This window comes from Nannocystis bainbridge (assembly GCF_028368995.1).
GTDB lineage: Bacteria > Myxococcota_A > Polyangia > Nannocystales > Nannocystaceae > Nannocystis > Nannocystis bainbridge.
In genome coordinates this window covers 697,161-712,508 of record NZ_JAQNDL010000004.1, presented here as the reverse complement: position 1 = coordinate 712,508, position 15,348 = coordinate 697,161, and the positions used below count along the sequence as shown (strand labels likewise).

General features: G+C 71.6%; 13 protein-coding genes. 6 read left to right on the top strand and 7 right to left on the bottom strand.

Annotated features, from left to right (window positions below; translation table 11 throughout):
* Window positions 1–246: 246 nt before the first annotated feature.
* Both POL25_RS40220 and POL25_RS40215 read right to left on the bottom strand, forming a co-directional pair.
* On the bottom strand, window positions 247–873 hold the full coding sequence (locus POL25_RS40220; protein ID WP_272091719.1) for a TetR/AcrR family transcriptional regulator: 627 nt from the start codon (window positions 871–873) through the stop codon (window positions 247–249).
* Window positions 870–2,393, bottom strand: coding sequence for an FAD-dependent monooxygenase (locus tag POL25_RS40215; RefSeq protein ID WP_272091718.1), 1,524 nt, complete (start codon window positions 2,391–2,393; stop codon window positions 870–872). The genes POL25_RS40220 and POL25_RS40215 overlap by 4 nt, the downstream gene beginning before the upstream one ends.
* 147 nt (window positions 2,394–2,540) lie before the next feature.
* Between POL25_RS40215 and POL25_RS44005 the strand changes: the two genes are divergently transcribed.
* Window positions 2,541–2,840: a hypothetical protein gene (locus tag POL25_RS44005; RefSeq protein ID WP_276594749.1), complete on the top strand. Its 300-nt coding sequence runs from the start codon at window positions 2,541–2,543 to the stop codon at window positions 2,838–2,840.
* Window positions 2,800–3,090 (top strand): sensor histidine kinase, encoded by a 291-nt coding sequence (locus tag POL25_RS44000; RefSeq protein ID WP_308477917.1) that lies wholly within the window; start codon window positions 2,800–2,802, stop codon window positions 3,088–3,090. The genes POL25_RS44005 and POL25_RS44000 overlap by 41 nt, the downstream gene beginning before the upstream one ends.
* A 194-nt stretch (window positions 3,091–3,284) precedes the next feature.
* Here the strand turns inward: POL25_RS44000 and POL25_RS40205 are convergent, their stop codons facing one another.
* Both POL25_RS40205 and POL25_RS40200 read right to left on the bottom strand, forming a co-directional pair.
* Window positions 3,285–3,662, bottom strand: a complete 378-nt coding sequence (locus tag POL25_RS40205; RefSeq protein ID WP_272091717.1) for a hypothetical protein — start codon at window positions 3,660–3,662, stop codon at window positions 3,285–3,287.
* Window positions 3,663–3,974: 312 nt separating this feature from the next.
* Window positions 3,975–5,606 (bottom strand): amidohydrolase family protein, encoded by a 1,632-nt coding sequence (locus tag POL25_RS40200; protein WP_272091716.1) that lies wholly within the window; start codon window positions 5,604–5,606, stop codon window positions 3,975–3,977.
* Between the two features lie 297 nt (window positions 5,607–5,903).
* Between POL25_RS40200 and POL25_RS40195 the strand changes: the two genes are divergently transcribed.
* Entirely contained in the window at window positions 5,904–7,076 is a 1,173-nt protein-coding gene (locus tag POL25_RS40195; RefSeq protein ID WP_272091715.1) for a hypothetical protein, read from the top strand.
* Window positions 7,077–7,112: 36 nt separating this feature from the next.
* The gene (locus POL25_RS40190; protein WP_272091714.1) at window positions 7,113–8,483 is read left to right on the top strand and encodes an RNA polymerase sigma factor; all 1,371 of its coding nucleotides are present in this window, start codon (window positions 7,113–7,115) and stop codon (window positions 8,481–8,483) included.
* 239 nt (window positions 8,484–8,722) lie between these two features.
* Here the strand turns inward: POL25_RS40190 and POL25_RS40185 are convergent, their stop codons facing one another.
* The 3 genes from POL25_RS40185 to POL25_RS40175 all read right to left on the bottom strand — a co-directional run bounded on the left by POL25_RS40185 (window position 8,723) and on the right by POL25_RS40175 (window position 10,677).
* Window positions 8,723–9,505, bottom strand: coding sequence for a hypothetical protein (locus POL25_RS40185; protein WP_272091713.1), 783 nt, complete (start codon window positions 9,503–9,505; stop codon window positions 8,723–8,725).
* 194 nt (window positions 9,506–9,699) lie between these two features.
* A complete protein-coding gene (locus tag POL25_RS40180) occupies window positions 9,700–10,449 on the bottom strand; it encodes a YqjF family protein (protein WP_272091712.1) in 750 nt (249 codons plus the stop codon).
* Window positions 10,450–10,515: 66 nt separating this feature from the next.
* Entirely contained in the window at window positions 10,516–10,677 is a 162-nt protein-coding gene (locus POL25_RS40175) for a hypothetical protein (RefSeq protein WP_272091711.1), read from the bottom strand.
* 811 nt (window positions 10,678–11,488) lie between these two features.
* Here POL25_RS40175 and POL25_RS40170 point away from each other — a divergent pair.
* Together POL25_RS40170 and POL25_RS40165 are read left to right on the top strand one after the other, a co-directional pair.
* The gene (locus tag POL25_RS40170; RefSeq protein WP_272091710.1) at window positions 11,489–12,592 is read left to right on the top strand and encodes a D-alanine--D-alanine ligase family protein; all 1,104 of its coding nucleotides are present in this window, start codon (window positions 11,489–11,491) and stop codon (window positions 12,590–12,592) included.
* 268 nt (window positions 12,593–12,860) lie between these two features.
* Complete coding sequence (locus POL25_RS40165; RefSeq protein WP_272091709.1) at window positions 12,861–15,218, top strand: FG-GAP-like repeat-containing protein; 2,358 nt, start codon at window positions 12,861–12,863, stop codon at window positions 15,216–15,218.
* The last annotated feature ends 130 nt before the right edge of the window (window positions 15,219–15,348 follow it).

Genomic DNA, 15,348 nt, shown 5'->3' with positions numbered 1-15,348 from the left:
CAGGAGCGGCCAGGCGGACGACGCATCGCCTGTCGTGGCCCCAGTTCGACGTGGCCGGGACGCAGACCCGAATGCATGGACTGCACGCATGCGCGGTCGCCCTGTCATCGGCGCTGAGACGGAACACGTTCGCCGCAGCGAATTGAGGGCGGCCACCGCACGTCCGATCCATTGCTGGACTGCCCCTCCGGCGACATTTCACATGCACGAAACCAGACCCGCGATAGCCGCGACGGCGACGGTGCATCATCGATCCACAATTCCTTGGAGGACCGCTTCTGAATGGTGGGTGGCCAGCGCGTCGAGGTCCGGAGCGAAGGGGCTCTCGGCCCCGAACACCTCGTGAAACAGCACACCGACGAGCATCGGACCGGCGATGGATAGGGCGAGGAGCTTCGGATCGCCCGGCCGGACCTCGCCGCGCGCCTGAGCTTCTGCGACCAGCCTGGTCAGCAGCGTCAGGACGCGAGCCACGACCTCGTCGTGCCAGATGCGGGCGAGGTCGGGGAACGCGCGGCTCTCCGCCAGCACCATGCGTACGATGGCCGGGATGCGGCTGTCTCCCATCCGCCCGGCCGCCCGCTTCAACAACATCGGCACCAGGTCGGTGATCGTTCCGTCGAAGCCCGCCGCCACCTTTTCGATGGCGTCCAGGTTCGTGGCGAGTGCCTGCCGCGCGGCGGCGCGGAAGAGGTCCTCCTTGGTTTCGAAGTACAGATAGAGCGTCCCCTTCGCGACCCCCGCGCGCTGCGCGACCTCGGTGAGCTTCGTCCCCGCAAAACCGTTCTCCACGAAGACGTCGATCGCGGCGTCGACGATCTCTGCCGGACGCGCCTCCTTCCGCCGGTTCCATCTCGGCTTCGCGTCCGTCAAAGGACCTCCCCCGGGGCGAGCCCCCGTGCGCTGAAATACCGGTCGAGGGTAGCCGTGGACTGCTGCGGCTCGGCGAGCGCCACCCAGGTGTCCGGCCGAAGCAGATAGAGGGCATTCTTCTGCAGGCCAGCCTTCTTGTGCTCGGGCCTCCAGGCGAACGTGTGCAGCGGGACACGGCGCCGCTCGCACCAGCTCCGCAGGTCGGATCGGGCCGCGCCGTAGACGTGAATCTGCCAGCCGATGTCCGCCAGCGGCGCGTAGTTGTCCGAGGCCGCCGACCGCGCCCACGGCAGACGGTCGCCGCCTTCGATCGAACCCGCCTTGCCCTCGCTCAGGGGACTCTCCTGGTAGCTCAGGGTCGTCTGCGAGATCATTCGAAACATGAATTCACGGACGCTTTCGATGCGGTACGCCGCGCTTGCGACGACCGGGGCGATCCGGGTCCTGACGAAGTCCGCGAAGCTTCCGTCGGCGGTGACGAACGTGAACAGGCGGTCCGTGGTATCGACGAGCTTGCGGGCGAACGCCCGGCGTTCGAGGTCATAGCTGTCGAGCAGGCTGTCGGGTGCCTGCCCCTTCACGACCATGGCGAGCTTCCACGCCAGGTTGATGGCGTCGAGGATGCCGGTGTTCATCCCCTGGCCTCCGGCCGGGCTGTGGACGTGGGCGGCGTCCCCGACCAGGAAGACGTGACCGCGCCGGAAGCTGCCGGTGACCCGGTGGTGGACGCGATAGGTGGAGAACCAGTGGACCTTCCGGACCTCGATCCCGAGACCCTCGATCGCTTGGTGGCCGACGTCCTCGAACGTCAGGGTCTCGGGGCGGTCCGCGCGTTCGTCCTTGACCGTTCCGATCAGGCGGTTGCGGTCTCCTCCGTAGGACAGCACCGCCACGAAGTCGGACGTATCGAGCGCGATGTGGACCTCGTCGGCCGGTTCAAGCCCGTTCAACGCGACGTCGGCCACATAGAAGATCTGCTTGTAGGTGCCGCCCTCGAATTCGATGCCGAGCGCATGGCGGATCGGGGAGCGAGCGCCGTCGCAGCCGGCGAGGTATCGCGCTTCGTGATTCTGTTCGCCGCCGTCGGGCGTCCTGAGGCGAGCGACGACGTGGTCACCCTTGTCTTCGAAGGAGACCAGCTCGGTCCGGCGCTCGACCTCGACACCGAGCACCTGCAAGCGCTCCGCCAGGAGCCGCTCGTGGAGGTCCTGGGGGTACACCAGGACGAAGGGGTACGGCGTCACGTCGGTACCCGCGTCGGCGAAGGAGACATGCGCCCGTCGCTTGCCGCGGGCCCACAGGTTGATGTTCGGATTCCTGTGACCGGCGGCGACGACCGCATCCGCGAGATCGAGCTGGCGGTAGAGCTCCAGCGTGCGGGCCTGCACGGCCATGGCGCGGGAGGTCTCTCCAGGCCCGGCGCTCTTGTCGATGATCCGGAACCGGATGCCTTGTTTTTTCAGCCAAAGCGCCAGCACAAGGCCGGTCGGTCCGGCACCCACGATGAGAACGTCGTCCATGGCCTGATCTCCTCGGAACTTCGATTATCGCGTTTACCGCCTGCGGCCCGATATTGCCCCGAGACCGGCGCTGGCGTTGATTTCGCAATCCATGACTCTCGGGTCATTGACGGTCAAGCGCCAGGCGGCCGCTTATGCCACGTCACCGTGCTGGCGCGGCCGGTCACCCCGCTGACGCTGGTGACGGCCGTGCGGTCGGCGCTCCGCGACCGTCGACGACAGTACGTGGTCCGCGACCTGGTAGTCCGCGAACGCGCGGCCCGCGAAGCGGCGGAGACGGTGACGCGGCTCAAGGACGAGTTCCTCGCCACCGTCTCGCACGAACTGCGCCCGGCCCTCGCCGATCCCGAGCGCATGCAGCAGGTGCTGTGGAACCCTGCTCAGCAACGCCATCAAGTTCACGCCCGTGGGCGGCATCGTCACCCTGTCGCTGAAGCGCGAGGGTGACGCGATGCAGCTTCGCGTCGCCGACACAGGCGCGGGGATCCGGAGCGAGTTCCTGCCGCACGTGTTCGACCGCTTCAGTCAGGCCGACCCGACGACGACCCGCGCTCATGGCGGCCTCGGGCTCGGCCTGGCGATCGTCCGCCAACTCGTCGAGCTGCACGGCGGCACCGTGAACGCCGAGAGCCCGGGCGAGGGCGGAGGCGCGGTGTTCACGGTCCGGCTCCCGCTCCTCGCAGCTCGGCCCGCTTGAGCCCAGCGACGGTGATCCCGTCGCCGACAAGCCCACCGCCGACAACCCGCTCGCCGCAAAACGGCTCCGGGGCCACGTACGCCGGCGTGCCGAGCACCATGCCCTGCCGGGTCAGAGGCAGGCGGCGCAGCGTCTCCTCGGCGAGCGCCTGCCGGTCTCTGCGCGGCCTGCTCGCCACCTCCGCGGTGAATCGCTCACGGGATCGGCCGGTTCCGCAGCGCCGTGTTGTTCTTGTAGGCGACCTTGTAGGCGTCGTGGCACGTTTTGCAGTCGGCCTTCACGTCGTCCGACTTGTTGGCCTTGAGGTCGTCGACCGTCTTCTTGGCGAACTTGGTCCAGTCCTTCATGGCAGGGCCGCCGAATGTTTGGATCTTCTCGACCCCTTTGGCAACCGCGACGAAGTCGCCGCTCGCCATGGGAGTACCCAGGTTGTCGCGCATCCACTGCTGGAGCGGACAGGGCTTCGTCGTGCCATTGCACTGACCCTTGGCGATCGCTGTGCTCGGGAGCGAGGTCAGGGACAGGCCGCCGACAGCAGCAGCAGCAAGAGCGAGAAATGCGAGCTTCTTCATGTCATTTTGTCCGGTGGATGGCGCCCCAGTCCTGGCCTTCGTCGGGAGGACGCCCGGCCAGAGCGACGCTCAAGGGTGAAGAGCCCCGACAACCCCGTTGAGATCCAAAAAACTTCGAACTATTTCTCTCCGTGGGCAGCCCGTCAGAGCCCCCGAGCGCGAGGTCACGGTGGCCATGGTCGTCGCCGAGAGTGGCGCTCCTTCGCCGCGACACCCAGCAGCCCGCGCTCTGTTACTGCGAGGCGCCGAGGACCGCGGATCCGCAGCATGCGTGGGCCGCGCCCGGACGCGCAGCCCGCTCGCGACGGCCGATCACGGCACCACCACGCCGCTCTTCATCACCGCGTGCACATCGTCGATCAGGACGTTCACGTCGGTCAGCGGATCGCCGTCGACCGCGACGATGTCGGCGAAGTAACCGGGCGCGACCCGGCCGACCTCGTGCTCGACCCCGATGCTGGCCGCGCCCTCGAGCGTCGCGGCCTGCAGCGCCTCGAGCGGCGTCATCCCGGCCTCGATGAACCACCCCAGCTCGCGCGTGTTCTCGCCGAACCCGCTGAACACCGCGTCGGAGCCCATGGCGATGTCGACCCCGGCCAGGTACGCCTGATTCGCGGTCGCCAGGTTCAACGCGATGTACGCCTCGAACTCCGCCGCCTTGCCCGGCTCGTAGCCGAAGTAGGCCAGGTTGTCCCGGTAATAGCGGTTGTGATCGATGGTCGGCACGTAGGTGATGCCCATCGCGATCATGTCCATGAAGTCGATGGTATCGAGGCCCTCCGGGTGCTCCAGCGAGTCCGGGCCGGCCATGATCGCCAGCTTCGCGGTGTCGGCGTGGTAGGCGTGGATGGCGATCGGCTTGCCGAGCGCGTGCGCGTGGTCGACGGCCGCCTTGAGCTGGTCGAAGCTGAACTTCGAGGTGCAGGTCAGCGTGTCGTCGCTGCAGTTGTCGGCCCACACCTTGATCAGGTCGGCGCCGTTCGCCACGTTCTGCTCGATCCACCCCTTCATCACCGGGATCGACGGCACCGGCCCGCTGATCCCGTAGCCGGCCGAGTAGATGCGCGGACCGACGACCTCGCCGGCCGCGATCGCGTCGCGCAGCCCGGCGATGATGCCCTCGCCCGGGCCGCAGCCCTTGTCGATCGCCGTGGTGACGCCGAGCTGGATCGTCTTCTCCGCCGCCTGGCGCGCCAGCGCGGCCAGCGTGTCCGGCTTGTTCTGGAACAGCCACCAGCTGCGCGACCACGGGAAGGTGCCGGGCTCGTCGTCGGTCTGGTAGACGAAGTGGGTGTGGGCGTCGACGAGCCCGGGCACGCCGGTGTAGCGCGACCAGTCGACGATCTCGGCGCCGCACGGGATCGCGGCCTCGTCGGAGGTGACGGCGACGATCCGGTCGGCGTGGACGATGACGATCGCGGGCTCGAGCACGCTGCCGTCCAGCGGATCGATCAGCCGCCCGAGCTTGACCGCCCGATCGTCGCTCTCGCACGCGCCGGTGGTGCCGAAGGTCGTGCCCTCGCTCGTCGTGCCCTCGCTCGTCGTGCCTTCGCTCGTCGTGCCCTCGCTCGTCGTGCCTTCGCTCGTCGTGTCTTCGCTCGTCGTGCCTTCGCTCGTGCCGTGGGTGGTGCTGCCGTCGCTGGCACTCACTGCGGTGGTGCTCCCGTCGCTCGTCGTGCCCGGGTCGGGCCCCTCGGTGCCCTTCGTGGTGCCCGGGTCCGGCCCCTCGGTGCCGCTGTCCTGCGTGGTCGCGATGGTCGTGTCGTCGGCGGTCGTGTGCGCCGTGCTCGTCGCGCCGCCGCCGTCACACGCGAGCGCGAGCAACCAGCCGCCGAGGCTCACCCCGCGCGTAATCCGGTGAATCGGGCGCGTGCGGCTGCGCAGTCGGGCGGCGGGGGTCGTGAGAAGTTGGGCGTCGATGACGGGGCGCGTCGTGGTGTGCATGGCCGACCCATCTCCGGCACCGGCGAGACCCGTCGAAAAATCTTTCGGCCACCTCGACGGCGCGACTTCGATCGACGACGCGCCCTCGCGGCTCGATGCGCCGCGCTCGTGATCCTCCTATACGGGCGACGGTCCGGGCGACGGCGCCGGCCGCCCACGGTCACCGCTCGCGGGCGCTCCGGCGCTGCGGCTTGCGAGCGCACGCGGGGCGCAGCGCGCTTCGCCGGCGCGAGGGGCCTGTCCCGCTTGTCGGCGCCGACCAGCCTCGCTACCCTCGCGCCCGGCGTCCCGGGTCACATGTCTCTTCGACCAGGTTCCTGCCTCGCCGCGCTGTGCTTGACGGTCCTCGGCGCCCGCGAGGTCGCGGCGGCGCCGACCTGGCTCGAGCTGCGCTGGCCCGAGCTGGCGGGCTGTCCGGGCCGCGCGCAGGTCGAGGCGACTGCCCTGCGCCTGACCGCCGGCGGCGCGCCCCAGCCGGTCACGGCCGAGGCCCGCCTCGTCGCCGACGCCGGCGGCTACACCCTCGAGCTGCGCGTGCGCGAGGTCGGCGGCGAGCAGCGGCGGACGCTCCACAGCCCGCGCTGCGAGGCTTTGGCGGACGCGACCGCGGTGATCGTGGCCGTCGCCGCGGCGCCGCTCGAGGTCAGCACGCGCTTCATGCAGGGCCCCGCGCCGCCGCCCGATCCGCTCGAGCTCGACCTCGCCCCGCCGCCCGGCCCGAAGCCCTCGCCGCTGCCCGCCGGCCCGTCGATCCCGCCCGCGCCGCTGCCCGGATCCACCTCCGCGCCGCTGCCCGGATCCACGCCCGCGCCGCTGCCCGCGACCGCGTCTGCGCCGCTCTCCGCCTCCGCGACCGCGTCCGCGCCGCTCACCGCCGCCGGGACCGCGTCCGCGTCGTCCAGCGCTTCCTCGACCGCCGCCGGGCCGCTCGCGGCCTCGACCGTCCCCCCGCGCCGCCGCCCCGGGCTCGCGCTCGGCTTCGGCGCCGCCGCCGGCGTCGGGCCCAGTGAGCGGTTCGCTGCCGGTCTTTCCGGTCACCTCTCGCTGGTGTGGCGCCCGGCCCGGCTCGACCTGCGCGGCAGCGGCTGGTTCGGCAGCCCGCTGCGCGACCCTGCCCACCCGGGGGTCGGCGCCACCCTGCAGCTCGCCGCCGGGGCCGTGCGTGGCTGTCCGCGGTTGGTCCGCCGCACCCTCGCGCTCGAGCTGTGCGCCGGCCTCGAGCTCGGGCGGCTGCGCGCCGAGGGCGTGGGCCTCACGGCGAGCGAGACCTCCCGCGGGCTGTGGGCGGCCGGTCTGCTGGCCCCGGGCCTGCAGTGGCGACCGCTGCGCTGGCTGGTGCTCGGCCTCGAGATCGAGGCCGTGGTCGCCTTCACGCGCCGCCGCTACGCCACCCGCGACGGCGGCGAGTTCTACGCGGTGCCGCCCGCGGGCGTGCGCCTGGGCGGCGGCGTCGCGGTGCAACTTTTTTAGACGGATCCGCGGCGACCCGGAGATACCGACCGATCCATGCAGCTCCAGCCCCTCGAGTCCGACCCCGTGCCCCCCGGCGGCGCCGCGTTCGAGGCGCTGTTCCGCGAGCACATCGGGTTCGTCCACCGCAACCTGCGTCGCCTCGGCGTGGCCCCGGGCGCCGTCGAGGACGCGGCCCAGGAGGTCTTCCTGGTGGTCCTGCGCCGCCCCGACGCGCCGATCACCTCGGTCCGCGGCTGGCTGTACGGCATCGCCCGCAAGATCGCGTGGCGACAGCGGCGGTCCGCGGGGCGCCAGCACCGGCTGGCGCAGGCGTTCGCCGACGAGGCCCCGCGCGCGCACGAGGGCACCGACGCGGTCGCCGAGCGCGAGGCCGCCGCGCTGCTGGAGCGCTTCCTCGACCGGCTCGACGAGGACAAGCGCGCGGTGTTCCTGCTGGCGGAGCTCGAGCAGATGACGGCGCCGGAGATCGCCCGCGCGCTCGAGGTCAAGGAGAACACGGTGTATTCGCGGCTGCGGGCGGCTCGCCAGGAGTTCGACCGCACGTTCGCGCGGGTCCGCCTGCGCGAGCGCCGGGCCACCGGCGAGGCCGCGCTCGACGAGCGCGCGCTGCTGCTGAGTCGCGCCCGCCGGGCCGGCGAACCGAGCCCGGCGACGCGCCAGCGGGTGTGGCTCGCGCTGGTCGCGGGCGTGGGCCTGGCCGGGGCCGGCGAGGCCGCCGCCGCGCAGGCTGCATCCCAGGCGTGGACCGCGTCGGCGTGGACCGCTGCGCCCGCGGGGACGACGGGCGCGCTCGCGTCCGGGCTCGCCACCACCAATGCGATCGCGGCCGCGGTGGTCGGGCTCGTCGCCGTCGTCGTGTTCACGGCGCCGCGAAGCGAGCCAACCGCCGCGCCCGCGCCCGCCGCTCGGGTCGCGTCCGCGGCCGAAGCGGCGCGGCCCGCCGCCTCACCGCCCGCCGATGCGACCCCGGCCGCCCTGGACGACCAGCCCTCGCCCGAGTTCGCGCGCCTCACCGCGGCCGCGGCCCGCGCCGCTCAGGCGAGCTCGCCCACCCGAGCCACGACTCTCATCAATGTCCCGAAGGACATGTCCGATGCGACATCCGATGATTCCGCGCCGATCGAACCCGACGCGCTCCTCCGCGAGTCCACGCTGATGGCCGAGGCCCGCGCTGCCCTGCGCGCCGGCACCTGGACGCAGGCCCACGCGCTGCTGCAGCGACACGCGCTCGAGTTCCCGGCCGGCGCCCTGGTCGAAGAGCGCCGGCTGTCGCTGGTCAGCGCGCTCTGCTCGCTGGGCCAGGTCGAAGCGGCCCGCGCCGAGGCGGCCCGGATCGCCGACGAACGGCCGGGCTCCGCCGCGGCGCGCAAGGCCGGCGCCCTGTGCCCGGCGAACGGAGGCTGACCCGCTGCGCCGGCGTGTCCCGGTCTTCCAAGACCGGCCGCTACATGTCCATCGAGACATGTTGATCATTCACACCCGGACTCATACAAAGTCCCCGCTCACGGGTACGTCGCGCGCAGGTTCATCATGTACTCGGCCAGCGTCTCGGAGATCCGGATCCCCGCCGACGAGTACAGCGTCCCCGCACGCTCGGCACGCCGATCGTGGCGATCCGATCGGCCGACCGCGACGCACGTGCTTCACAGCGCGCGCGCACGTCGACGACGCCGCCGACCGCCCGCGAGCTCCTCCTCGAGGTCCTGGATCACGAGCTCGACGACCGACAGCACCTGAGGGTCGGCGGCCCAGGTCGTCCGCGCCTCGCGGGCGAACTCGAGGTCCGTCTCAACGAAGTACTGGCCGCTCTCCGGCGCCGGTGACCATGACTTACCGCGCTCCGCCAGCCAGCGCGAGAACGCGGCCAGCTGCGACAGCGCCGCGGCGGTCTGGCAGCGGATCGGGTCGTCGGCGATGATCAGCGCCTCGAACATCTCGCGCGCCTGCGGGGCCACCGGCGCGGCCGCGAGCTGCTGCTCGATCGCCTCGAACGCGGGGGCGCGGGTCGGCGGCTCCGACGGCGCCACGGTCGAGAACACCTCCGCGTGGATCAGGACCTGCCGCAGCGGCAGGCCGTCGAGCGTGAACTCCATCGCGTGCCACTGGCTCATCGTGTTGACGCGCTCGAACACGTGGAGCAGCCGCCCGAAGTCGGGCTGACGCGAGAACTCGCGCAGCTCATGGCTGACGTCGGGGCCGTCGGCGCGGCCGCACTTGTAGAACCTGGCGAACCCCGCCGCGAACAGGTCGGTGCGGAAGTCCGGGGTGAAGCCGTCGATCGAGCCGCCGCGGTCGTAGCAGCCGACGACCGGCAGCGACAGCGGCGCCCACTCGCCCGGATCGAGCTCGATCAGCGCCACGTGGACCGCATCGGCGGCGCGCAGCGACAGCCCGGACACCGGACAGCGAAAATCAAAGAGACCCACGCGCTCACCTCCAACCCTTCACGAGCTATAATTCATGGACATGTCCCATCCAACATGTTCTATCCGACATGTCCATGACGACATGTCCATGAAGACACCGAGCGGCCTCGTGGCGCTCCGTCCCCCGATCGATGCGGCTCCTGCGAGGCACTTCGGCGCCGAGCGTCGCCCACTCGCCGCCCCGGCGCAAGCGCTCACGTCAGCCTGCGGCCGTGATAGACCGTGACCGGCGAGCCGTCGGCGAGGAACGCCGAGCGCGGCGGCGTCGCCAGGGCGGCAGCCCACTCCCGACCGTACAGCGCTGCCACGTCGGCCCGGAGCTGCGGCGCTTCGCCGTGCCAGACCCGCCACGGCGGGTGCTCGACGCGGTACTCGATCGTCGGCCGGCCCGGCCCGGCGACGTAACCCCAGTAGTGCTCGGCGATGAACTCCGCCTCCGATCCGGGGACGAGCGCGGCCGGCTCTCCGCGGAACCCCAGCCCCAGCTCGTGCCAGCGCCCGCCGATCCGCACCGCGTAGCCGACCGCCCCGCTGGCCGCCGCCGTGGCTGGCACTTTCGTATGTCGCATGGGCCAGGCCTCGTAGCGCTCGCCGTACAGCCGCCGCGCCACCATCGCCACCGCCGCGCGCGGCACGATCTCCTTGACGAACGCGACCCCGCGCTTGTAGCCATCGGCGCCCACGTGCGGCTCGCCGTCCTGCCCGCGCCGGCGGACGTAGAAGCGCAGGTTGAGCTCCTCGAAATCGCGGTGCCACGGCACGGGGCAGCCCATCAGGCGCGTGCGCAGGAACATGAAGCCGACCACGCTGACGAAGGCCTCGCCGCCGAACAGATCGAGCTCGGTCCCCGGCGGGACGTGCGGCGCGAGCACGGCCGGGTCGACGACGAAGTTCAGCATCACGAGGTCGCGCCACTCGGCGGTGAGGAACGGGGCGTCGGCCATGCCCGGAGCCTAGCCGAACCGTCCCCGCCGGGCGCTGCGACCACCTGTCACGCCACGGACCGCGCCTCAGAAGCGCAGCGCCAGGCCCACCGAGCGCGGCCCGAACGAGGCGCTGAAGCGCGAGGCCCGGGCCTTGCGCAGCGCGTGGCCGCCGAACGCCGCGAGCACGATGCCGGGGATCAGCATCGAAGCGCCGATCGCCCCGACCATCTCCATCCCGTTGGCCATCCGCACCAGCGATTGCGCGAACTGCAGTTACGATACGCCGCACACGGGACCGTCCACAAGCGACTTGCGGCCAGCAGGCCCCGACCCGCCCGGCGGCCCTCGCGTCGACCCAAAGACGAACGGCGGAGGCATTGCTGCGAACCTGTCGCAGCGCCCCGCCGACATCACCTCATTTACCATCTCCCATCAATCGCGTCAAATCTCGTCTCCGCCCCCAGGCCCGCAGATCCGCTCGAAACCGGGCGCCGCGGGCGTTTGGCGCGAATCATGCTTTATGCGCCTGCGCGCCCTCCGGGGCCCCCGCGCCCCCAATCGCAAAACCGAACGCCGTCAAGCTCGGGCGATCGAGTCCCGCGGCTCTCGGCCGCGCACCGATGCCGCCTCCGCCGCGGCCCGTCGAGGACGCCCTCACCCGCGACCGCGATCTCGCCGCCCGCGCCAGGCCCGAGTCGCGAGCCCATGCGAATGCGCCAATTTCTTGCGCCGGTCGCGAGCATCACCTCGCGCACCTGCTCCCACGCCGCGGTGCTTGCGGTCACCCTGCAATGGCCCGCCCCGATCGCCGCCCCGGATGACGAGATCGAGGTCGGCGGAGCCGTCCGCGACCCGCCGCAGCCTCTCCCATGCAGCGCCGCTCCATCGCAACCTCGACGAGGCGACGCGGCATCGAGGCCGGCGCCGACATCGACCGACCCGGCCCGCCGCGGCGTCTCGCGGGCGCTCACCCCGCTCAGGGAATTTTCCGGGGTGGCGTCCCGCTGTGAAACGCCTCGTGCCCGTTCGCGGCCCGTGCTACTGGTCGCGCCCGGCGATGCGGATCGGAATCACCTACGACCTCAAACCGATGGAAGTCCCGAGCGCGTCGGAGCCGATCGACCTATATGAGGAGCTCGAGGCGATCGACACCATTGTCGCCATCGAGCAGGTCCTGCGCCGTCGCGGCCACGATGTCGTGCGGCTCGGCGGCGGGCGGGCGCTGCTCGACGGCCTCGTGCGCGGCGGCCTGGCCGAGCGCCTCGACGGCGTGTTCAACCTCGCCGAGGGCTTCGGCGGCCGCGGCCGCGAATCGCAGGTTCCCGCGCTGCTCGAAATGCTCGGCGTCCCGTTCACCGCCAGCGACGCCCCCGCGCTCACCCTCACCCTCGACAAGCGGGTCGCCAAGCTCGTCGCCCGCGACCACGGCCTGCCCACCCCGCCGTTCCGCCTGGTCCCGCCCGGCGAGACCTGCGACGATCACGGTCTGCAGTATCCGCTGTTCCTCAAGCCGGTCGGCGAGGGCTCCTCGATGGGCATCCGCAGCCGCTCCCGCTGCACCGACCCCGAGCAATTGCACGCCCTCGTCCGCTCGCTCCACGCCGCCTACCGCCAGCCCGTGCTCGTCGAGGAGTTCCTGCCCGGCGAGGAGTACACCGTCGGCGTGATCGGCAACGGCGACGGCGCGCGCGTCCTCGGCGTCATGCAGATCGTGCCCGCCGGTCCGCTCGACGAGTTCGTCTATTCGCTCGAGTACAAGCGCGACTATTCGGCCGAGGTCCGCTATCCCATGACCGACGAATTGCTGCGTCACGGCGCCCTCAGCCCCGCGCGCCTCGGCCAGATCCACGAGCTCGCGCTCGGAGCCCACCGCGCCTTCGAGTGCCGCGACATCTCGCGCGTCGACCTGCGCTGCGATCGCCACGGCGAGGTCCAGTTCATCGAGATCAACCCGCTGCCGGGCCTGCGCCCCGGCTTCAGCGACCTCGCCAACCTCGCCGCCGGTCACGGCTGGAGCTACGACGCGCTCATCGGCGGCATCCTCGACGCCGCCGTGGAGCGCTGGCGGGCCGCCCCGACCCCGGCGCGGCCGGTCGCGCGCGCGGCGATGGCCGCCCCGCCGCTGACGCTGGCGAGCGAACCGCCGAACGTCGTGACCTGATTCGCCGCCGCCTCGTCCGCCGAGTGCCCCCATTCCGCGCGGGTTTCGGGGCCCGCGCGATGAAGCCGATTGCGCGCCGCGGGCGAACGCGCACCCGCGGGCGGCCGCGCGCCGGCCGGGCGGCCCTCGTGTGAATCCGCGAATTCACCGCGACGCCGGGCGCCGGCGGTCCGGCGAGCGGCATCGCAGACCACGCGGACGCATCGCCGCCGCCGATCCGCATGCGCCGACTTGTCATCGTCGGGGTCCACGTGGTCCCATCCTCGCAATGCGTCGCGCGATCTTGGCCCCCAACCTCCTCGTCGCCATCGTCGCCGCCTGCGGCGACAACGGTCGCCCGGCCGAAGACACCGCGACGCCGACGACCCCCGGCACCTCGATCACCGTCACCGACGGCCTGACCGGCGCCACCACCGACGCCACCACCGACGTCGTCCCGACCGAGGGCAGCGGCGGCCTCACCGACAGCGACGGCACCACCGGCGCCGCCTGCGACCTCGAGAGCTGCCCCGACGGCGCCTGCGTCGGCGACGTCTGCTGCGCCGCCGACCTCGCGTGCGGCGAGGTCTGCTGTCAATCGGACCAGGTGTGCTCGTTCCAGCAATGCGTGGTCCCCGGCGCCGAATGCGTCGACGCCGCCGAATGCCCCGAGGGCAACTATTGTGAATACACCCTCGGCGAGCCCGGCAGCATGGGCGGCGACCAGTGCGGCGGCGGGTTCGTGCCGGCCACCGGCAAGTGCCTGCCCGAGCCGCCGGAGTGCGACCCCGGCGTCGTGCCCGAGGGCGACGACATCGACTGCCTGCCCCGCTGCGAGTTCAAGCCGCAGACCAGCTTCGAGCCGGTGCTCAAGTACGCGTGGACCGACGCCAGCGTGATGATGCCGCCGATCGTCATCCAGCTCGACGACGACGACTGCAACGGCGAGGTCGACGAGCGCGACATCCCCGAGATCGTGTTCATGTCGTTCGACGACGGCAACTACAGCTCCGACGGCACCCTGCACGCGATCTCGATCGTCAACGGCGCGCTGGTCACCAAGTGGACGCAGAAGCCGGCCGTCGACACCCTGTTCGGCGGGCGCTCGCTCGCCGCCGGCAACATCGACGGCGTCGCCGGCAACGAGGTCGTCGCCTGCACCGCCGAGGGCAAGGTGCGGGCCTACACCGCCGCCGGCGCCGAGCTGTGGATCACCGCCGAGGTCGTCGGCTGCGACCACATCTCGCTGGCCGACTTCGACGGCGACGGCAACGTCGAGATCCTCACCGAGTCGAGCGTGCTCGACGGCAAGACCGGCGCGCTCGAGCTCACCATCGACGCCATCACCAGCAGCTGGTGGAACAAGAAGGCGATCGCCGCCGACGTCGACGGCGACGGCCAGCTCGAGATCGTCACCCCCACCCGGGTCCTCGAGATCGACGGCACCGTGCTCGTCGACACCGGCCTCGGCGGCACCTTCCCCGCCGTCGCCGACTTCGACCTCGACGGCGTGCCCGAGATCGTCGGCATCGACAACGCCCACGGCACCGGCACCCACGACCTCAACATCTGGCGCTACGACCCCAACGCCCCCGGCCTGTTCGTCGTCGTCCGCCAGGACCTCGACATCAACGGCCCGCTGTCGCCCGACCTGTGCCCGCCCGACAGCGCCGGCAACATCGGCGGCGGCGGCCCGCCGACCATCGCCGACTTCAACGGCGACGGCACCCCCGACATCGGCGTCGCCGGCGGCATCGGCTACGCCGTGTTCGACGGCAAGAAGCTGCTCGACCCCGCCGTCGCGGCGGCCGACACCTTCCTGTGGATCAAGCAGACGCAGGACTGCTCGTCGGCGTTCACCGGCAGCTCGGTGTTCGACTTCGACGGCTCCGGCTCGGCCGAGGTCGTCTACGCCGACGAGCAGTACATGCGGATCTACGACGGCGCCACCGGCGAGGTCCTGACCGAGATCTGCAACACCTCCGGCACGCTCCACGAGTACCCGCTGGTCGCCGACGTCGACAACGACGGCCAGGCCGACATCGTCGTCACCTCGAACGACTACTCGAGCCTCACCTGTCCCAAAGAGCAGATGAAGACCCGCGGCGTGCGGATCTTCGGCGACGCCAACAACCAGTGGGTGCGCACGCGCCGGATCTGGAACCAGCACGCCTACCACGTCACCAACGTCGCCGAGGACGGCACCATCCCCGCCGTCGAGGCGACCAACTGGACCACGCCCGGCCTCAACAACTTCCGCCAGAACGTCCAGCCCGAGGGCGAGTTCGCCGCGCCCGACCTGGTCGTCAGCGGCCACACCCAGTGCTTCGACGGCTTCAAGGCGTTCGCCCGCGTGCGCAACCTCGGCCAGGCCGCCGTGCCCGCCGGCGTGCCCGTCGGCTTCTACGAGGGCGACCCGAACCAGGGCGGCACCCTGCTCGGCACCCTCGTCACCACCAAGGTGCTCTACCCCGCCGAGGCCCAGGAGCTGCTGCTCGAGCTGCCCGAGCTGCCGCCGAGCTTCATCGATGGCAGCAAGCCGCTCGTGCTCGTGGTCGACGACGGCATGCCCGAGCACCCGTGGCACGAGTGCCGCACCGACAACAACACCGCCAGCCTCGGCCCGGCCTGCAAGGCCATCGGCTGAGCGGGCCGCGGGCGGATCTCGCTCGCCCTTCGGCGCCGGCCGCTCGCCCTGCGTCGAAGCCCGGTGGCCACCTGCGCCCCCGACCGTCGGCCCGTGTCTCCCGACACCGGGTTCATGCGCTGACCCGTCC

Bases quoted from the DNA above. Each gene is read 5' to 3' on its own strand.
- POL25_RS40180 (WP_272091712.1), bottom strand. From the start codon at position 10,449: ATGGCCGACGCCCCGTTCCTCACCGCCGAGTGGCGCGACCTCGTGATG.
- POL25_RS40205 (WP_272091717.1), bottom strand. From the start codon at position 3,662: ATGAAGAAGCTCGCATTTCTCGCTCTTGCTGCTGCTGCTGTCGGCGGC.
- POL25_RS40195 (WP_272091715.1), top strand. From the start codon at position 5,904: ATGTCTCTTCGACCAGGTTCCTGCCTCGCCGCGCTGTGCTTGACGGTC.
- POL25_RS40170 (WP_272091710.1), top strand. From the start codon at position 11,489: ATGCGGATCGGAATCACCTACGACCTCAAACCGATGGAAGTCCCGAGC.
- POL25_RS40200 (WP_272091716.1), bottom strand. From the start codon at position 5,606: ATGCACACCACGACGCGCCCCGTCATCGACGCCCAACTTCTCACGACC.
- POL25_RS40190 (WP_272091714.1), top strand. From the start codon at position 7,113: ATGCAGCTCCAGCCCCTCGAGTCCGACCCCGTGCCCCCCGGCGGCGCC.
- POL25_RS40215 (WP_272091718.1), bottom strand. From the start codon at position 2,393: ATGGACGACGTTCTCATCGTGGGTGCCGGACCGACCGGCCTTGTGCTG.
- POL25_RS40165 (WP_272091709.1), top strand. From the start codon at position 12,861: ATGCGTCGCGCGATCTTGGCCCCCAACCTCCTCGTCGCCATCGTCGCC.
- POL25_RS40175 (WP_272091711.1), bottom strand. From the start codon at position 10,677: ATGGCCAACGGGATGGAGATGGTCGGGGCGATCGGCGCTTCGATGCTG.